Origin of the sequence: Tamaricihabitans halophyticus (assembly GCF_004340875.1) — a bacterium.
Lineage (GTDB): Bacteria > Actinomycetota > Actinomycetes > Mycobacteriales > Pseudonocardiaceae > Tamaricihabitans > Tamaricihabitans halophyticus.
In genome coordinates, this window is sequence record NZ_SLXQ01000019.1 from 13,622 (window position 1) to 28,298 (window position 14,677).

13 protein-coding genes are annotated in these 14,677 nt (G+C 68.1%); 2 read left to right on the forward strand and 11 right to left on the reverse strand.

What is annotated here, in order from left to right; translation table 11 throughout:
- The first annotated feature begins 26 nt into the window (after window positions 1–26).
- Entirely contained in the window at window positions 27–1,097 is a 1,071-nt protein-coding gene (locus EV191_RS26340) for a YeiH family protein (protein ID WP_243659245.1), read from the forward strand.
- On the opposite strand, the gene EV191_RS26345 is transcribed toward EV191_RS26340, so the two are convergent.
- Genes EV191_RS26345 through EV191_RS26390 form a run of 10 tightly spaced genes read right to left on the reverse strand, consistent with a single transcriptional unit; the run spans window position 1,092 to window position 11,381 of the window.
- Window positions 1,092–1,703: a DNA-3-methyladenine glycosylase gene (locus EV191_RS26345; protein ID WP_243659246.1), complete on the reverse strand. Its 612-nt coding sequence runs from the start codon at window positions 1,701–1,703 to the stop codon at window positions 1,092–1,094. The genes EV191_RS26340 and EV191_RS26345 overlap by 6 nt on opposite strands.
- Window positions 1,700–3,124 (reverse strand): argininosuccinate lyase, encoded by a 1,425-nt coding sequence (gene argH / locus EV191_RS26350; protein ID WP_424565506.1) that lies wholly within the window; start codon window positions 3,122–3,124, stop codon window positions 1,700–1,702. Before argH ends, EV191_RS26345 begins: the two co-directional genes overlap by 4 nt.
- 42 nt (window positions 3,125–3,166) lie before the next feature.
- The gene (locus EV191_RS26355) at window positions 3,167–4,363 is read right to left on the reverse strand and encodes an argininosuccinate synthase (protein WP_132880350.1); all 1,197 of its coding nucleotides are present in this window, start codon (window positions 4,361–4,363) and stop codon (window positions 3,167–3,169) included.
- Window positions 4,360–4,893 (reverse strand): arginine repressor, encoded by a 534-nt coding sequence (locus EV191_RS26360; protein ID WP_132880352.1) that lies wholly within the window; start codon window positions 4,891–4,893, stop codon window positions 4,360–4,362. Before EV191_RS26360 ends, EV191_RS26355 begins: the two co-directional genes overlap by 4 nt.
- Window positions 4,890–5,819, reverse strand: coding sequence for an ornithine carbamoyltransferase (argF, locus tag EV191_RS26365; protein ID WP_132880353.1), 930 nt, complete (start codon window positions 5,817–5,819; stop codon window positions 4,890–4,892). The genes EV191_RS26360 and argF overlap by 4 nt, the downstream gene beginning before the upstream one ends.
- Window positions 5,819–7,039: an acetylornithine transaminase gene (locus tag EV191_RS26370; RefSeq protein ID WP_132880355.1), complete on the reverse strand. Its 1,221-nt coding sequence runs from the start codon at window positions 7,037–7,039 to the stop codon at window positions 5,819–5,821. The genes argF and EV191_RS26370 overlap by 1 nt, the downstream gene beginning before the upstream one ends.
- Window positions 7,039–7,938: an acetylglutamate kinase gene (gene argB, locus EV191_RS26375; protein ID WP_132880447.1), complete on the reverse strand. Its 900-nt coding sequence runs from the start codon at window positions 7,936–7,938 to the stop codon at window positions 7,039–7,041. The genes EV191_RS26370 and argB overlap by 1 nt, the downstream gene beginning before the upstream one ends.
- 29 nt (window positions 7,939–7,967) lie before the next feature.
- Window positions 7,968–9,146: a bifunctional glutamate N-acetyltransferase/amino-acid acetyltransferase ArgJ gene (gene argJ, locus EV191_RS26380; RefSeq protein ID WP_424565507.1), complete on the reverse strand. Its 1,179-nt coding sequence runs from the start codon at window positions 9,144–9,146 to the stop codon at window positions 7,968–7,970.
- Window positions 9,143–10,171, reverse strand: coding sequence for an N-acetyl-gamma-glutamyl-phosphate reductase (argC, locus tag EV191_RS26385; protein ID WP_132880356.1), 1,029 nt, complete (start codon window positions 10,169–10,171; stop codon window positions 9,143–9,145). Before argC ends, argJ begins: the two co-directional genes overlap by 4 nt.
- Before the next feature lie 28 nt (window positions 10,172–10,199).
- Window positions 10,200–11,381 carry an MFS transporter gene (locus EV191_RS26390; RefSeq protein ID WP_132880358.1) on the reverse strand — a complete coding sequence of 394 codons (1,182 nt, stop codon included), beginning with the start codon at window positions 11,379–11,381 and terminating at the stop codon, window positions 10,200–10,202.
- A gap of 87 nt (window positions 11,382–11,468) precedes the next feature.
- On the opposite strand from EV191_RS26390, the gene EV191_RS26395 reads away from it, so the two are divergent.
- Complete coding sequence (locus EV191_RS26395; protein WP_424565508.1) at window positions 11,469–12,158, forward strand: DNA alkylation repair protein; 690 nt, start codon at window positions 11,469–11,471, stop codon at window positions 12,156–12,158.
- A 34-nt stretch (window positions 12,159–12,192) separates the two neighbouring features.
- On the opposite strand, the gene pheT is transcribed toward EV191_RS26395, so the two are convergent.
- Complete coding sequence (gene pheT / locus EV191_RS26400) at window positions 12,193–14,676, reverse strand: phenylalanine--tRNA ligase subunit beta (protein ID WP_132880361.1); 2,484 nt, start codon at window positions 14,674–14,676, stop codon at window positions 12,193–12,195.
- Window position 14,677: the final 1 nt, after the last annotated feature.

Genomic DNA, 14,677 nt, shown 5'->3' on the forward strand with positions numbered 1-14,677 from the left:
CCCCCGAAGCGTTCCACCCTTGATGTGTGGTCATTGACGCAACCAGGCAGACGCCGGATCAGGTGGGCTCCGGGGAGACCGGACGGTCCTCCGGTCCGCTGCCTGGTTTGCTCCTCGCCATCCTCGTCGCGATACCCGCCACCGTGCTCGGCCAGTTCTTTCCGGTTATCGGCGGCCCGATCTTTGGCCTGGCTCTCGGCGCCGGATGCGCCATCCTGGTGCGCCGGATCGCCGGGCCGAAGGTGGTTGAGCACTGCGCGGCGGGTTTCGCCTTCGCGAGTAAGCAGGTCCTCAAGGTGTCCATTGTGCTCCTTGGCACCGGGCTTTCGCTCACCCAGGTACTCCAGGTCGGCACTGACTCGCTGCCGGTGATGCTGGGGACGCTCGCGGTGGCCCTCGTGGTCGCGGCGCTGCTCGGTCGGCTGCTTCGGGTGGACTCCGGTTCCGGGACCTTGATCGGGGTCGGCACCGGGATCTGTGGTGCTTCCGCGATCGCGGCGGCCAGCTCGGTGCTACCGGTGCGCCAGGTGCAGATTGCCTACGCGATGGCCACGATCTTTCTGTTCAATGTGGTCGCCGTCGTGGTGTTCCCGCCGCTCGGGCATCTCTTCGGGCTCTCCGAGACCGCGTTCGGGGTATGGAGCGGTACCGCGATCAACGACACCTCATCGGTCGTGGCCGCCGCCTATACCTATGGCGCCGAGGCGGGCGATCACGCGGTGATCGTGAAGTTGACCCGCAGCCTGATGATCATTCCGATCTGCCTTGCGTTGGTTGTCTGGCAGCGCAAATCGGCTGCCCGAGCCGCTGGCGAGCCGGCCGGCACCTCGTGGTGGCGGATCGTGCCGCTGTTCATTCTGGGCTTCCTCGCCGCCTCCGCCGCCCGCACGCTCGGCCTGATCCCGGACTCGTTCGTTGATCCGCTGTCCTGGGCGGCCACCTTCTGCATCACGGTTGCCCTCACCGCGATCGGCTTCAGCCTGCGGGCCAGCGCGATTCGCCAGGCCGGACCGCGCCCGTTGCTCCTTGGCCTGTTTGTCTGGCTTGCCGTTGCCGTCAGTAGCCTCGGCCTACAGGCCGCCTTTGGTCAACTATGACCGTCGTTTGCCGCCTTTGCGGTACTGGCTGACGGCGCGCGAGTCGTCCAGCCAGTACCGCCACGGCGTGTCCATGGCCGACCCGACTCCGACGCGGGGCCCGGTACGTACCGCGGCCGGCTCTACCGCATCACCGCGATAGAGCCGGATCGGCGCAGCGCTATCGGTGAGATCAACACCGTTGTGTTCCCGCCCCATACCGAGTACACCGGTGAGCCGAGCGGGCCCCTTCGCCAGTTCGGCAGCGTTTCTGGCGGTCCGCCGGCGCGTCCACGCGACGTCCAATCCGGACACGACCTCGCCGGCGCGGAGCAGGACCGCACCGGGTTGACCATCGGTCAGGCAGACCACATTGGCGCAGAAGTGCATGCCGTAGACGAAGTACACGTACAGCCGACCAGCGGGGCCGAACATCACCTCGTTGCGTGCTGTCCGGCCCCGGTAGCAGTGCGAAGCAGGATCATCGGAGCCCCGGTACGCCTCGACCTCGACCAGTCGAACCGCGACCGGCGCGCCGTCCACGACCGACTCGATGACACAGCCGAGCAAGTCGACGGCCACATCAGTCGGGTCAGCCGCGAGATCCCGCGCCGCCAGTTGCCTCACTGCTTGGCGACCCACGCTCGGTGCTCGGCGACGCGGGCCCGTAGCCGGTCCCGCTGCTCGGCCACCCGATCCGGCGCGGTGCCGCCGTAGGCGTTTCGCGAGGCTATCGAACCAGCCACGGTCAGCACCTCACGAACCCGCGGGGTCAGGGCAGGATGTACCTCGGCGAGTTCCGCGTCGGTCAACTCGTCCAGCCCGATACCCCGCGCCTCGGCACGTTGCACGCATTCCCCAGCCGCTTCGTGTGCTACCCGAAACGGCACCTGCTCCCGTACCAACCATTCCGCGATATCGGTAGCGAGCGTGAAACCAGCCGGCGCCAACGAGGCCATCCGGTCCGTGCGGAAGCGCAGGGTGCCGAGCATGCCGGCCATCGCGGGCAGCAGTAGCTCGAGATGAGCCACCGAATCGAACACCGGTTCCTTGTCTTCCTGCAGATCGCGGTTGTACGCGAGCGGCTGCGCCTTGAGCGTGGCCAGTAGGCCGGAAACATTGCCGATCAGCTTGCCGGACTTGCCCCGAGCCAGCTCGGCGACATCCGGGTTCTTCTTCTGCGGCATGATCGAGCTTCCGGTAGCCCAGGCATCATCCAGTTCCGCGTAAGAGAACTCGGCGGTCACCCAGATAATGACCTCCTCGGCCACCCTGGACAGGTTCACTCCGAGCATCGCCAGCGCGAAGGCGATCTCGGCGGCGAAATCGCGTGCGGCGGTACCATCGATGGAGTTCTCCGCTGGCGCGTCAAACCCGAGATCGGCCGCCACCGCCGCTGGATCCAGGCCCAACGAGGAACCGGCGAGCGCTCCCGAACCGTAAGGCGAAACCGCGGCCCGTCGATCCCAGTCCCGCAGCCGCTCCACATCACGGCTGATCGCCTGCGCATGCGCCTGCAGGTGATGCGCGAGCAGTACCGGCTGCGCATGCTGCAGATGCGTACGACCCGGCATCACCGCGTCCGGATGGGCGTCGGCCTGTGCCAGCAACGCATCCACCACATCCAGGCAGAGCTCAGTGATCCGGCGCGCGGCATCCCGCAGCCACATGCGAAACAGCGTCGCCACCTGATCGTTGCGGGAACGACCAGCTCGCAGCTTTCCGCCCAACTCGGCACCGGCCCGTTCGAGCAGGCCGCGTTCCAGCGCGGTGTGCACGTCCTCGTCCGCAAGCGTCGGGGTAAAGGTGCCACTGGCCACATCGGCGGCAAGCGTGTCCAAAGCGGACAACATGCCGTCGAGTTCAGCCGCGCTGAGCAGGCCGGCCCGGTGCAGCACTCTGGCATGCGCGCGCGAACCCGCGATGTCGTACGGCGCGAGCACCCAGTCGAAATGTGTCGACGAGCTGAGCTTGGCCATCGCCTCGGCTGGTCCCGAGCTGAACCGGCCGCCCCAGAGTTGCACTGGCTGGCCGGCCTGCGATCCCACTATGTCCCTCCTGAATGTGCTCGTTCCCGATGGATGCGCTGGTCAGGCCAGGTCACGCTTGGCTGCGATCTTGCTCGGCAGACCCCACAGCTGGACGAAGCCCTTGGCCAACGACTGGTCAAAGCTGTCGCCCTCGTCATAGGTGGCGAGGTTGAAGTCGTACAGCGATTCAGCGCTCCGCCGGCCGTTGACCACGGCGCTGCCGCCGTGCAGTACCAGCCGGATCTCGCCGGTGACGTGCTCCTGGGACTTCGCGATGAAGGTATCCAGCGCGTCCTTGAGCGGGGAGAACCAGAGGCCGTCGTACACCAACTCGCCCCAGCGCTGTTCCACCTGCCGCTTGAAGCGCGCGAGATCACGTTCCACGGTGACGTTCTCCAGCTCCTGGTGCGCGGTGATCAGCGCGATCGCCCCTGGCGCCTCGTAGACCTCGCGGCTCTTGATCCCGACCAGCCGGTCCTCGACCATGTCGATCCGGCCGATGCCGTGCGCCCCAGCGCGGGTGTTCAGCTCCTGAATCGCCTCCAGCACGCTGACCTTGCGGCCATCGATGGCCACGGGCACACCCTGGTCAAAGGCGATCACCAGCTCGTCGGGCTTACCGAAGTTCAGCGTCGGGTCCGCGGTGTACGAGTAGACGTCCTTGGTCGGCGCGTTCCACAGATCCTCGAGGAAACCCGTTTCCACCGCGCGCCCGAACACGTTCTGGTCAATCGAGAACGGGGACTTCTTGGAGACGTCGATCGGGAGGTTGCGCTCCTCGGCGTAGCTGATCGCCTTCTCCCGCGTCCAGGCGTAGTCCCGCACCGGCGCGATCACCTTCAGATCCGGCGCCAGCGCGCCGATACCGACCTCGAAGCGCACCTGGTCGTTGCCCTTGCCCGTGCAGCCATGGCCGACGATGGTCGCGCCATGGGCCTTGGCCGCCTCCGCGAGGTGCTTCACGATGACCGGCCGGGACAGCGCGGAGACCAGCGGGTAGCGGTCCATGTACAGCGCGTTCGCCTGCAGCGCTGGCAGGCAGTACTGGTCCGCGAACTCGTCTCGCGCGTCCGCGACCACGGCCTCCACGGCCCCGCAGTCCAGCGCGCGCTTGCGCACCGTCTCCAGATCCTCGCCGCCCTGTCCGAGATCCACCGCGACCGCGACCACCTCGGCGCCGGTCTCTTCAGCGATCCAGCCGATGGCCACCGAGGTGTCCAGTCCACCGGAGTAGGCCAGCACGACCCGTTCCGTCATTGTTGTTCTCCTTGTTCATCGTCCATTACAGACACGCGCGTGGCGAGTGCGGTGAAGCGGTCAGCCAACTCCCGCCCGGTCATCGGCTCTCTGGCGATCACCAGCACGGTGTCATCGCCGGCGATAGTGCCGACCACCTCGTGCAGCGCCGCGCGGTCTACGGCACTCGCCAAGAATTGTGCCGCACCGGGTGGAGTACGCAGCACGGCGAGGTTCACCGAGGAGTCCGCCGACACCATCAGCTCACCGAGCAACCTGCTCAGCCGGGATGTACCACCCTGCATCCCGCGGATCGGACTGCCGTCCTCGGGGATCACGTAGACCGCCGCACCACCGTCCGCGCCGCGCAGTTTGACCGCGCCGAGCTCATCAAGGTCGCGTGACAACGTTGCCTGCGTGACATCCACTCCCTCGACCGCGAGCAGTTTCGCCAGCTCTGGCTGGCTACGAATCGCTCGCTGCGCGACGAGCTCGACGATCCGAGCCTGCCGCGCGACTCGATTGCTCACCGAGGAAACCCCGTCACTCATTGGCGCTCCTGCTCGAGCAACCACGTCAGCAGGGCTTTCTGGGCATGCAACCGGTTCTCCGCCTCGTCCCAGACAGCACTGGCCTGCCCGTCGAGCACATCATCGGTCACCTCCCACCCGCGGTGTGCCGGCAAGCAATGCAGCACGATCGCATCGGATTCGGCTCGGCTCACCAGGTCCGCGTTGATCTGGAGCTTGCGGAACGGCGTGACCCGGTCCATCCCGTCGTTCTCCTGCCCCATGGAGGTCCAGGTGTCGGTGACCAGTACGTTCGCCCCCTCCACCGCCGCGTCGGGGTCGGCGAGGATGGCAACGCTGCCGCCGGTATCACTGGCCCGCTGCTTCGCGCTGGCCAGAATCTCCTGGTCGGGGACGAAGCCGTCCGGTGCGGCCACCCGGACGTGCATACCCGCGGTCGCCCCGCCGAGGAGTAGCGAATGCGCCATGTTGTTCTTGCCATCACCAAGGTAGGTCAGCGTGACGCCGGCCAGCCGGCCCAGCCGTTCCCGGATCGTCTGCAGATCGGCGAGCACCTGGCAGGGGTGGAACTCATCGGTCAGCGCGTTCACCACGGGCACCGACGACGCCGAGGCCATCGCGTTCATCCGCTGCTGCGCGAAGGTGCGCCAGACCACCGCGTGCACGTACCTGGACAGCACTCGGGAGGTGTCCTCAATGGTCTCCTCCCTGCCGAGCTGCATCATCCGGCCATCCACGACAACCGGATGGCCGCCGAGTTCCGCGATGCCGACCTCGAAGGACACCCTGGTGCGGGTCGAGTTCTTCTCGAAGATCACCGCAATGCCCTTCGGGCCGGCCAGTGACCGGTGACCAAAGCGATCCGCCTTCATCTCGTCGGACAGATCGAGCACCGCGCGCTGCTCGTCAGGGGTGAGGTCGTCGTCCCGGAGGAAATGCCGTGTCATCAGGTTGAGTCCTCGCTCGTGGTGGTGGTCGCCGCGTCCAGTGCGGCGGGAAGGTCGGTCAGGAACGCGTCCGCGTGTTCCTGGCTGAGCACCAGCGGGGGCGCCAACCGGAGCACGTCAGGGGTCACCGGGTTGACCAGATAGCCGGCGGAGCGCGCGGCACCGGCTACTGCGGCGGCGACCGGTTCGTGCAACGTGATGCCGAGCAGGAGTCCCTGCCCGCGCACCCCGGCCACCAATGGGTGCGCCAGTTCGGCCACCCCGCCAGCGAGATGCTTGCCAAGGACGGCCGCGTGCTCGCAAAGATCCTCCTGCGCGATCGTCCGCAGAACGGCCAAGCCGGCAGCCGCGCAGACCGGGTTACCGCCGAAGGTGGTGCCGTGCTGCCCCGGCTGCAACAGTCCGGCCGCTGGACCGAAGCCGAGGCAAGCACCGATCGGCAGTCCGCCGCCCAGCCCCTTGGCCAGGGTCAGCACATCCGGGGTGATACCGGCGCGTTGGAAGGCGAACCAGGCACCAGTGCGGCCGATCCCGGTTTGTACCTCGTCCAGGACGAGTAACGCGCCCGCGGTGCTGGTGATCTCGCGCGCGGCCTGGAGATAGCCGTCCGGCGCCGGCTGGACACCACCTTCGCCAAGTACCGGTTCGACGAACACGGCCGCGGTGTCCGCGTCCACGGCGGCGCGCAGCGCGTCGACGTCCCCGAACGGCACGTGAGTGATACCGGGAACAAGTGGTTCGAACGGCGCCTGCTTGGCGGGCTGCCCGGTCAGCGCGAGCGCGCCCATGGTGCGGCCGTGAAACCCGCCGGTACAGGCGACGACCTTGCTCCGGCCGGTCAGCCGGGTGATCTTCAGAGCCGCCTCGTTGGCCTCGGCGCCCGAGTTGGCGAACAGTACCTTGCCCTCGCCGGTCGCCCCGCAGAGTTCGAGCAGCGCCTCGGCCAGAGCCAGACCGGGCTGGTGCGCGTAGAAATTGGACACATGGCCGAGCGCGCCGATCTGCTCGGTCACCGCGGCGACGATCGCCGGATGCGCGTGGCCGAGCGCGTTGACCGCGATACCGCCGTACATATCGAGGTACCGGTTGCCGTCAACATCCCATACATGGGCACCCTCGCCACGGGTCAGCGTCAGTGCTGGGGTGCCGTAGTTGTTCATCAACGCCGCTTCCCAGCGTCGCTGCCCCGTCTCGTTGGATGTCACGGGATTCGGGAGCATCAATCCTCCTCTTCCTCGGCGAGCACCATCGTGCCGACGCCGGCGCTGGTGAACACCTCCAGCAGTACCGAATGCGCGAGCCGCCCGTCGATCACGTGCGCGCGCGGCACACCCCCACGGACCGCGCGCAGGCAGGCCTCCATTTTGGGCACCATGCCGCTGGCAAGGCCGGGCAGCAGTTCTTCGAGTTCGCCCGCGCGGACCTGGTGCACCAGCGAGGATGGGTCGGGCCAGTTGCGGTACAGCCCGGCCACATCGGTGAGCACCACCAGCTTCTCCGCGCCGAGCGCGGCGGCCAGCGCTCCCGCCGCGGTGTCCGCGTTCACGTTGTGCACCACGCCGTCCGCATCCGGCGCCACAGTGGACACCACGGGGATCCGGCCGGCACGCATGATGTCCTGCACCGCGTCCGGGTTGACCTCCGCGACGTCCCCGACGAGCCCGATATCCACCTGCGTTCCGTCCACAGTGGCTGATCGGCGGCGGGCGGTGAACAGTCGGGCGTCCTCACCGGACATCCCGACCGCGTACGGCCCGTGCGTGTTGATCAGTCCGACGAGTTCGCGTCCGACCTGGCCGACGAGCACCATCCGGACGACGTCCATCGTCTCCGGTGTGGTGACCCGCAGGCCGCCCCGGAATTCGCCGTCGATGCCGAGCCGACCAAGCATGGAGCTGATCTGCGGTCCGCCCCCGTGCACGACGACCGGCCGCAGCCCAGCCAGCCGGAGGAACACCATGTCCTGCGCGAACGCGCGTTTGAGCGCATCGTCGATCATCGCGTTTCCGCCGTACTTGACGACCACCGTCGCCCCGTGGAAGCGCTCCAGCCAGGGCAGTGCCTCAACGAGTACTTCGGCCTTGCGTACCGCCTGCGCCCGGTCCTCGTTATCGGCCATCGCCTCGTCGCCAGCTTCCTCCGCCCCACTCATGACGAGTACGCGCTGTTCTCTTCGACGTAGTGGTGCGAGAGATCCGTGGTCAGGATCGTCGCCTCTGCCTCTCCCGCGTGCAGGTCCACGATGATCTCCACGAACCGGCCGGAAAGATCGGCCGCGGAGCGATCCCCCACCGGCTGCCCGGCCGCGAACAGCACAACGCCGTTCACGGTGATCTCCAACTGCTGCGCGTCCAGCGGCACGCCGGCCCGGCCGGTGGCCATGGCGATGCGCCCCCAGTTCGGATCCGATCCGAACAGCGCGGTCTTGACCAGGTTGTCCTCGGCGACGGTCCGGCCGATCCGCTCCGCGTCGGCTTCGCTGGCCGCGCCCCGCACGTGCAGGTCAACCTCCTTGGTCACCCCTTCGGAATCGGCACGCAGCTGGCGGACCAGGTCGTCGCATACGGCGGTCAGCCATTCCTGAAAAGCCCCCGGATCCGGGCGAACCCCCGAGGCGCCGGAAGCCAGCACCAGCACCGTGTCGTTGGTGGAGGTGCCGCCGTCCACATCCAGCCGGTCGTAGCTGAGGCGTACGGCGTACCGTAGCGCCGCGTCCAGCTGCACCTCGTCCAGGACGGCATCGGTGGTCAGCACACTGAGCATGGTGGCCAGGTTCGGCGCGAGCATGCCCGCGCCTTTCGCGAACCCCCCGATCGACCAGCCGTCCGGGTGTGTGGCGCAGGCCTGTTTGGCGCGGGTGTCGGTGGTCAGTACGGCTTCGGCGGCGGCGAAACCAGCCTGCTGACTCGAATCCAGTTCCCCAGCCGCGGCCGCCACGCCCATGCTGACCCGATCCATCGGCAGCCGCTCACCGATGAGTCCGGTAGAGCAGACCGCGACCTCGATCGCACCGACGCCGAGGGTGTCCGCCACCTGCTCCGCGGTGGCGTGGGTGTCCTGGAAACCTTCCGGGCCGGTACAGGCGTTCGCCCCGCCGGAGTTGAGCACCACCGCGTGGAGGCGCCGCTCGGTCAGCACCTGGCTGGACCACAGCACCGGCGCGGCCTTGACCGCGTTGGTGGTGAACACGCCTGCCGCCTCCTGCCGGGGGCCGTCGTTGACCACCAGCGCGAGATCACGCGCGCCGGAACTCTTGATCCCGGCGGCCACGCCGGCGGCGCGAAAGCCTGCCGGCGTGGTCACTCCCCTGCCCTGCTCGATGTTCACGGTGCCACTCCCACGTTGGTCAGTCCGGTGGCCTCGGGGAGGCCGAGCGCGAGGTTCATCGACTGCACGGCCGCACCGGCAGTGCCCTTGGTCAGGTTGTCCACGGCCGACACCGCGACCAGCCGGCCGGCGTCCGCGTCCACCGTCACCTGTAGCTGCACGGCGTTACTGCCAAGCGTGGCCGCGGTCGCGGGCCAACTACCGTCGGGCAGTAACCGCACGAAGGTCTCGTCCGCGTAGGCCCGCTGGTAGGCGGCGTAGGCCACCGCTCCGTCCACATCGGCCACGACGGGCGCGGTACAGGTCGCCAGGATTCCCCTGGACATCGGCGCGAGTACCGGCGTGAAGGACACCCGCACTGGGGTGCCCGCCACGGCACTGAGGTTCTGCGCGATCTCCGGGGTGTGCCGGTGTACGCCACCAACCCCGTACGCGCTGGCCGAACCCATCACTTCGGAGCCGAGTAGATGCGGTTTGAGACTGCGCCCCGCGCCCGAGGTTCCCGTCACCGCGACGATCGTCGCCTCGGGCAGCACCAAGCCACCCTGTAGCGCCGGAGCAAGCGCGAGTGATACGGCCGTGGGATAGCACCCTGGCACGGCGATCCGCGTGGCGCCGTGCAACCGGGCACGTGCCCCCGGTAGTTCCGGCATGCCGTATGGCCAGCTGCCCGAGTACTCGCCGCCGTACCAGCGCTGCCATGCCCCGGCATCGGTCAGCCGGTGGTCGGCACCGCAGTCGATCACGACCGTGTCCTCGCCGAGTTCCGCGGCCAGTCGCGCGGAATGGCCGTGCGGCAGCGCGAGAAAAACCACATCGTGCCCGGCCAACTCATCCGGGGTGGTGCTCACCAGTACGCGGTCGGCGAGCGGCACCAACTGCGGCTGATGCTCGTACAGTCGACTGCCCGCGCTCTCGCCAGCGGTCAACGCGCCAATGTGCACCTCGGGATGCCCGAGCAGCAACCGGAGCAGTTCCCCGCCCGCATAGCCACTCGCACCCGCCACCGCGATCCGCACCGTCATATGAATGATTATGCATCATCGTGCAACATCAATCAACGGGCGAGGTCGCGCGCCTCGCGTCACCTGCCGTCAGTGTCGCACCGTAGAACGTCAGGAGCGCCAGCGCACCCAGCGCTGCCGAGACCACGGGCAGCGCTCCTCCGCCACACGCGCCGAGCAGCGCGCCACCAAGGGCACCGCCGGTAGCCACGCCCAGATAGGTGCCGCTGTTGTTCACCGCAAGGGCCTGGGTGCCGACCGGGCCAGCCAGCCGGAGTAACCGCGCCTGCAACGCCGGCGCGTTCCAGAACGCCGTCCCCGCCCACAACACCGCGAGCGGCGCCATGATCCACAGCGTCACTGGGCGCAGCGGCCACAGCGCGCTGAACGCCAGCATCGTGGCGATGAACACGGTCATCCCGTACACCAGGGTGCGGTTGGGCCCCCACCTGTCAGTGGCGATCCCGCCTAGCCAGATACCGACCATCCCGGCGATCCCCGAGGCCGCGAACAGCACCACTCGATGGCCCGTATCCGCGTTCGCCAGTTCCGCGGCGAAGGGCGCGAGATAGGTCAGCAACATCATCGAGCCCGTGATCATCAGTGCGTTGGCGAGCAACCCAAGTGACACTCCCCCGGCAAGCAATACCCGGGCCTGCTCGCGCAGCGGCACGGGCGGCGACGGCTCCGTTCGCGGCAGCGTCGCCAGCAGCCACACCATGGCGAGTACGCCGCCAATCGCCATCGCGGCGAAGGCCGCTCGCCAGCCGGACTGCCCGCCGAGCCAGGTACCGAGCGGCACCCCGAGCGCGATCGAACCGGTGACGCCAAGCGAAACGGTGCCCAGGTAGCGGCCGCGCCGCTCGGTCGGCGCGAGCGACGCGGCGACGCCAAACAGTGTTGGAGTGGCCATCGCGGCCGCAAGGGCGGCGCCGATCCGCAGCACCACGAGTAATGAGTATGAGTCGCTGAGCGCCGCGAGCGCGTTGGCGACGATGAACCCGATCAGCGCGACACTCAAGACCACCCGCCGCGCCCACTGGGCGAAGATCACCGCGGCCACTGGTGCGGCGATCGCGACGGTCACCGAGAACACCGTCACCAACTGCCCGGTCAGCGCCGCACTGATCCCCAGGTCGTTCGCGATCTCTGGTAGCACGCCGGCGATCACGTAGTCGTCGGTGTAGAACACGAACGCCGCGAACAGCAGCGCGAACAACCAGCCGGGCACGGAGACCGATCCTTGCCCTGACACGGCTGTCCGGCAACCGCGTTTCCCGCCGGATATAACGGCGCGTCGCGGCGTAGATTTGGCCGGGTGGTGACCGGGTCAACTCTCGCATCGGCAGTGCGCGCGGAACTCGCTGGGCTCGCCGATCCAGAGAAGGCCCCGAAGATGCGCAGCTATATGCGTTCTACCCTGCCGTTTCGCGGCGTGCCCAAACCGGAACGGCACGCGCTGGCCAGACGAGTGTTCGCCGCCCATCCGCTGCCGGCCCGCGCCGACTGGCTCGCCGCGGTTGGCGAACTGTGGCACGGGGCCGCGTATCGGGAAGAACGCTACCTCGCGCTTGAGCTGTGCCGGCATCGCAGTTACACGCCTTGGCAAGGCCCCGACCTGGCCGGTTGGTATGGCGAGCTCATCAGGTCGGGTGCCTGGTGGGACCTGGTCGACGAGATCGCCACCCGCCTCGTCGGGCCGCTGCTCAGGGCTTATCCGGACGAGCTCACTCCGCTGATACGCGACTGGCAAACCAACGAGGACCTGTGGCTGCGCCGTGCGGCGTTGATCTGCCAAGTCGGCGCGAAAGCCCGCACCGACCACGCACTACTCGCCAGTTGCGTCGAGGCCAACCGGACCGATCCCGAGTTCTTCATCCGTAAGGCGATCGGTTGGGCGCTGCGCGACTACGCCAAAACGGCACCGGACTGGGTACGTGCGTTCGTCGCCGAGCACCCCGAGCTATCCACGCTTTCCCGCCGCGAAGCCCTCCGCAACCTCAACTGACCTCGGTTTCCGCTGACTAGGCGGCGCTACCCGGTCAGCCACGCAGTTTGGCGCCGAACTTCTCCGCGGCGGCGGTCACCGCCGCCTCCCGCGCCACGCTCGCCTCGTCCTCGGTCAGCGTCCGATCCGCGGCACGAAACCGCATCGCGTAAGCCAGCGAACGGGATCCCTCGTCGACCTGTTCCCCGGTGTACACATCGAACAGCGCGATGTCCTCGAGCAGTTCACCAGCCCCCGAGCGCAGGACCTCGGCGACATCGGCGGCCGGCACCTCGCTCGGCACAACGACCGCGACGTCCTGTCGCACCGGCGGGAATGCGGAGATCACCGGAGCCACGTGCTGCTCGGGCAGCGGCACCGCGTCGAGGTTCAGTTCCATCGCACAGGTCCGCTTCGGTAAGCCAAGCGCCTCCACGGTCTTCGGGTGCAACTCGCCGGCGTAACCAACCGTCTCCGAACCGACCAGCAGTTCGGCACAGCGGCCCGGATGCCACGGCTGGTACTCCGCGGCCCTGATCCGCAACTCGACGCCCGCGCTCGCCGCGATCGTCCGGGCTGCCTGTATGGCATCCGCCCAGCTAGCCGGTTCACCTTTGCCCCACCAACCGGACCGCTGCCGGCTGCCGGTCAGTACGACGGCCACATGCTGCGGTTGCGGCGGCACAGCCGAGTACAACCGCGCCAGCTCGGCCTCATCCGGCCGACCGGCGGTGCCGAGCTCCGGGGCGTCCGGCTGCTCAGCCTCCGGCCGTACGACCTGACCGATATGGAACAGCGCGACATCGCGCATCCCCCGAGCCACGTTGCGCTGCAACGCATCGAGCAAACCGGGCAGCAACGTGGGCGTCAACCGATCCCGGTCCGCTTCGATTGGATTGCGCAGCCGCATCGTGCGCCGCCGCGGGTCATCATCCGCAAGCCCGAAGGCGTCCCAGGTCGACTCGGCGACGAACGGGAAGGGCAGTACCTCGACATAACCCTCGTCAGCCAATGCCTTGGCCACGCCCCTGCGCCGACGCTGCGCACGGGTGAGCCCCGTACCGGCGACCACGGCGGGCAACGTCGAGGGGATCGTGTCGTAGCCCTCCAGCCGGAGCACTTCCTCAACCAGATCAGCGGGTTGCCGCAGGTCGTTGCGCCAGCTCGGCGGGGTTGCCGTGACCTGGGCAGCACCTTGTTCGCTGGTGTCCACCTGCAGTCGGCAGCCGACCTGGCTGAGCCGGCGCGCGGTCACCCCGCGCGCGTAGTAGATACCGGCTACCCGGTCCGGCAGATCGATCGGCATGGTCACCGCGGCCTGCTCGGGCACGCCGCCGACGTCGGTGCGACCTGGGTGGATCGTGCCGTCGCCGTAGGTACGCAGCAGCCTGGCCGCGCGTTCCAGAGCGGCGGGCGGCAGGGCAGGATCGACGAAACGCTCGAATCGCTTGGCGGCCTCGCTGAACAGGTGGTGCCGGCGCGCGGTGCGGCTGATTGATGCCGGGTCCCAGTGCGCGGCTTCCAACAGGATGTCCGAGGTTTCCGAGCCGATCTCGGTGCTTTCGCCGCCCATCGTGCCGGCGATCGAGATCGGTCCGCGCTCATCGCAGATGATGACGTCGTCCGGGTCGAGTGTTCGCTCGGCGCCATCCAGCGTGGTCAGCGTTTCACCGGTTTCGGCCCGGCGAATCACCAGCTCCTCGCGCAGCGCGGTGGCATCGAAGGCATGGAGCGGATGCCCCAGCTCCAACATCACGTAGTTGGTGATGTCCACGGCCAGCGAGATCGGCCGCATGCCGGCGAGCAGCAGCCTGCGCTGCATCCACCACGGCGTCGGCGCACCAGCGTCCACGCCGCTGGCCCTGCGGACCACGAAACGAGGACAGCCGACCGGGTCCGCTACCCGCACCGGCCAGGCATCGCCTTCCGCCTCCGGCACGTCGAACTGCGCGGGGTCGACGAAGGACACGTCCATGGCACAGCCGAGTTCGCGAACCAGGCCACGCACCGAAAGGCAGTAGCCCCGATCAGGAGTGGGCGCCAGATCGAGCACGGTGTCATTGAGGTCCAGGACGTCGATGGCGTCATCGCCTGCCTCGGCCGTGCCGCTCGGCAGCACAAGGATGCCGGAGTGATCGTCGCCGAGCCCGAGCTCGGTGGCCGAGCAGATCATGCCTTCGCTGGTCCGGCCATAGGTCTTGCGCGCGGTGATCTCGAAACCGCCGGGTAGCACCGCACCAGGCAGGGCCACGACGACCAGGTCACCTTCGGCGAAGTTGGTCGCACCACAGATGATGCCGTTTTCTTCGTCGTCATCGCTGATCTCGACCTGGCAGTACCGGATCGGCTTTTTGAACTCGGTCAGCTCCTCGATGGCGGATACCCGGCCGATCACCACCGGACCGGTGATTCCGCCCAGCTCCTCGACGCCCTCGACCTCGATGCCGACCCGCACGAAGGCTTCGGCGAAACGCTCCGCCGTGGCCTCCTCTGGGTCGATCTCGAGGTGTTCGGCCAGCCAGCTCACCGGGACTCGCAAC

Coding starts and splice junctions, on each gene's coding strand:
- EV191_RS26355 (WP_132880350.1), bottom strand. CDS start 4,363: ATGACGGAACGGGTCGTGCTGGCCTACTCCGGTGGACTGGACACCTCG.
- EV191_RS26360 (WP_132880352.1), bottom strand. CDS start 4,893: ATGAGTGACGGGGTTTCCTCGGTGAGCAATCGAGTCGCGCGGCAGGCT.
- argF (WP_132880353.1), bottom strand. CDS start 5,819: ATGACACGGCATTTCCTCCGGGACGACGACCTCACCCCTGACGAGCAG.
- EV191_RS26370 (WP_132880355.1), bottom strand. CDS start 7,039: ATGCTCCCGAATCCCGTGACATCCAACGAGACGGGGCAGCGACGCTGG.
- argB (WP_132880447.1), bottom strand. CDS start 7,938: ATGGCCGATAACGAGGACCGGGCGCAGGCGGTACGCAAGGCCGAAGTA.
- argC (WP_132880356.1), bottom strand. CDS start 10,171: ATGACGGTGCGGATCGCGGTGGCGGGTGCGAGTGGCTATGCGGGCGGG.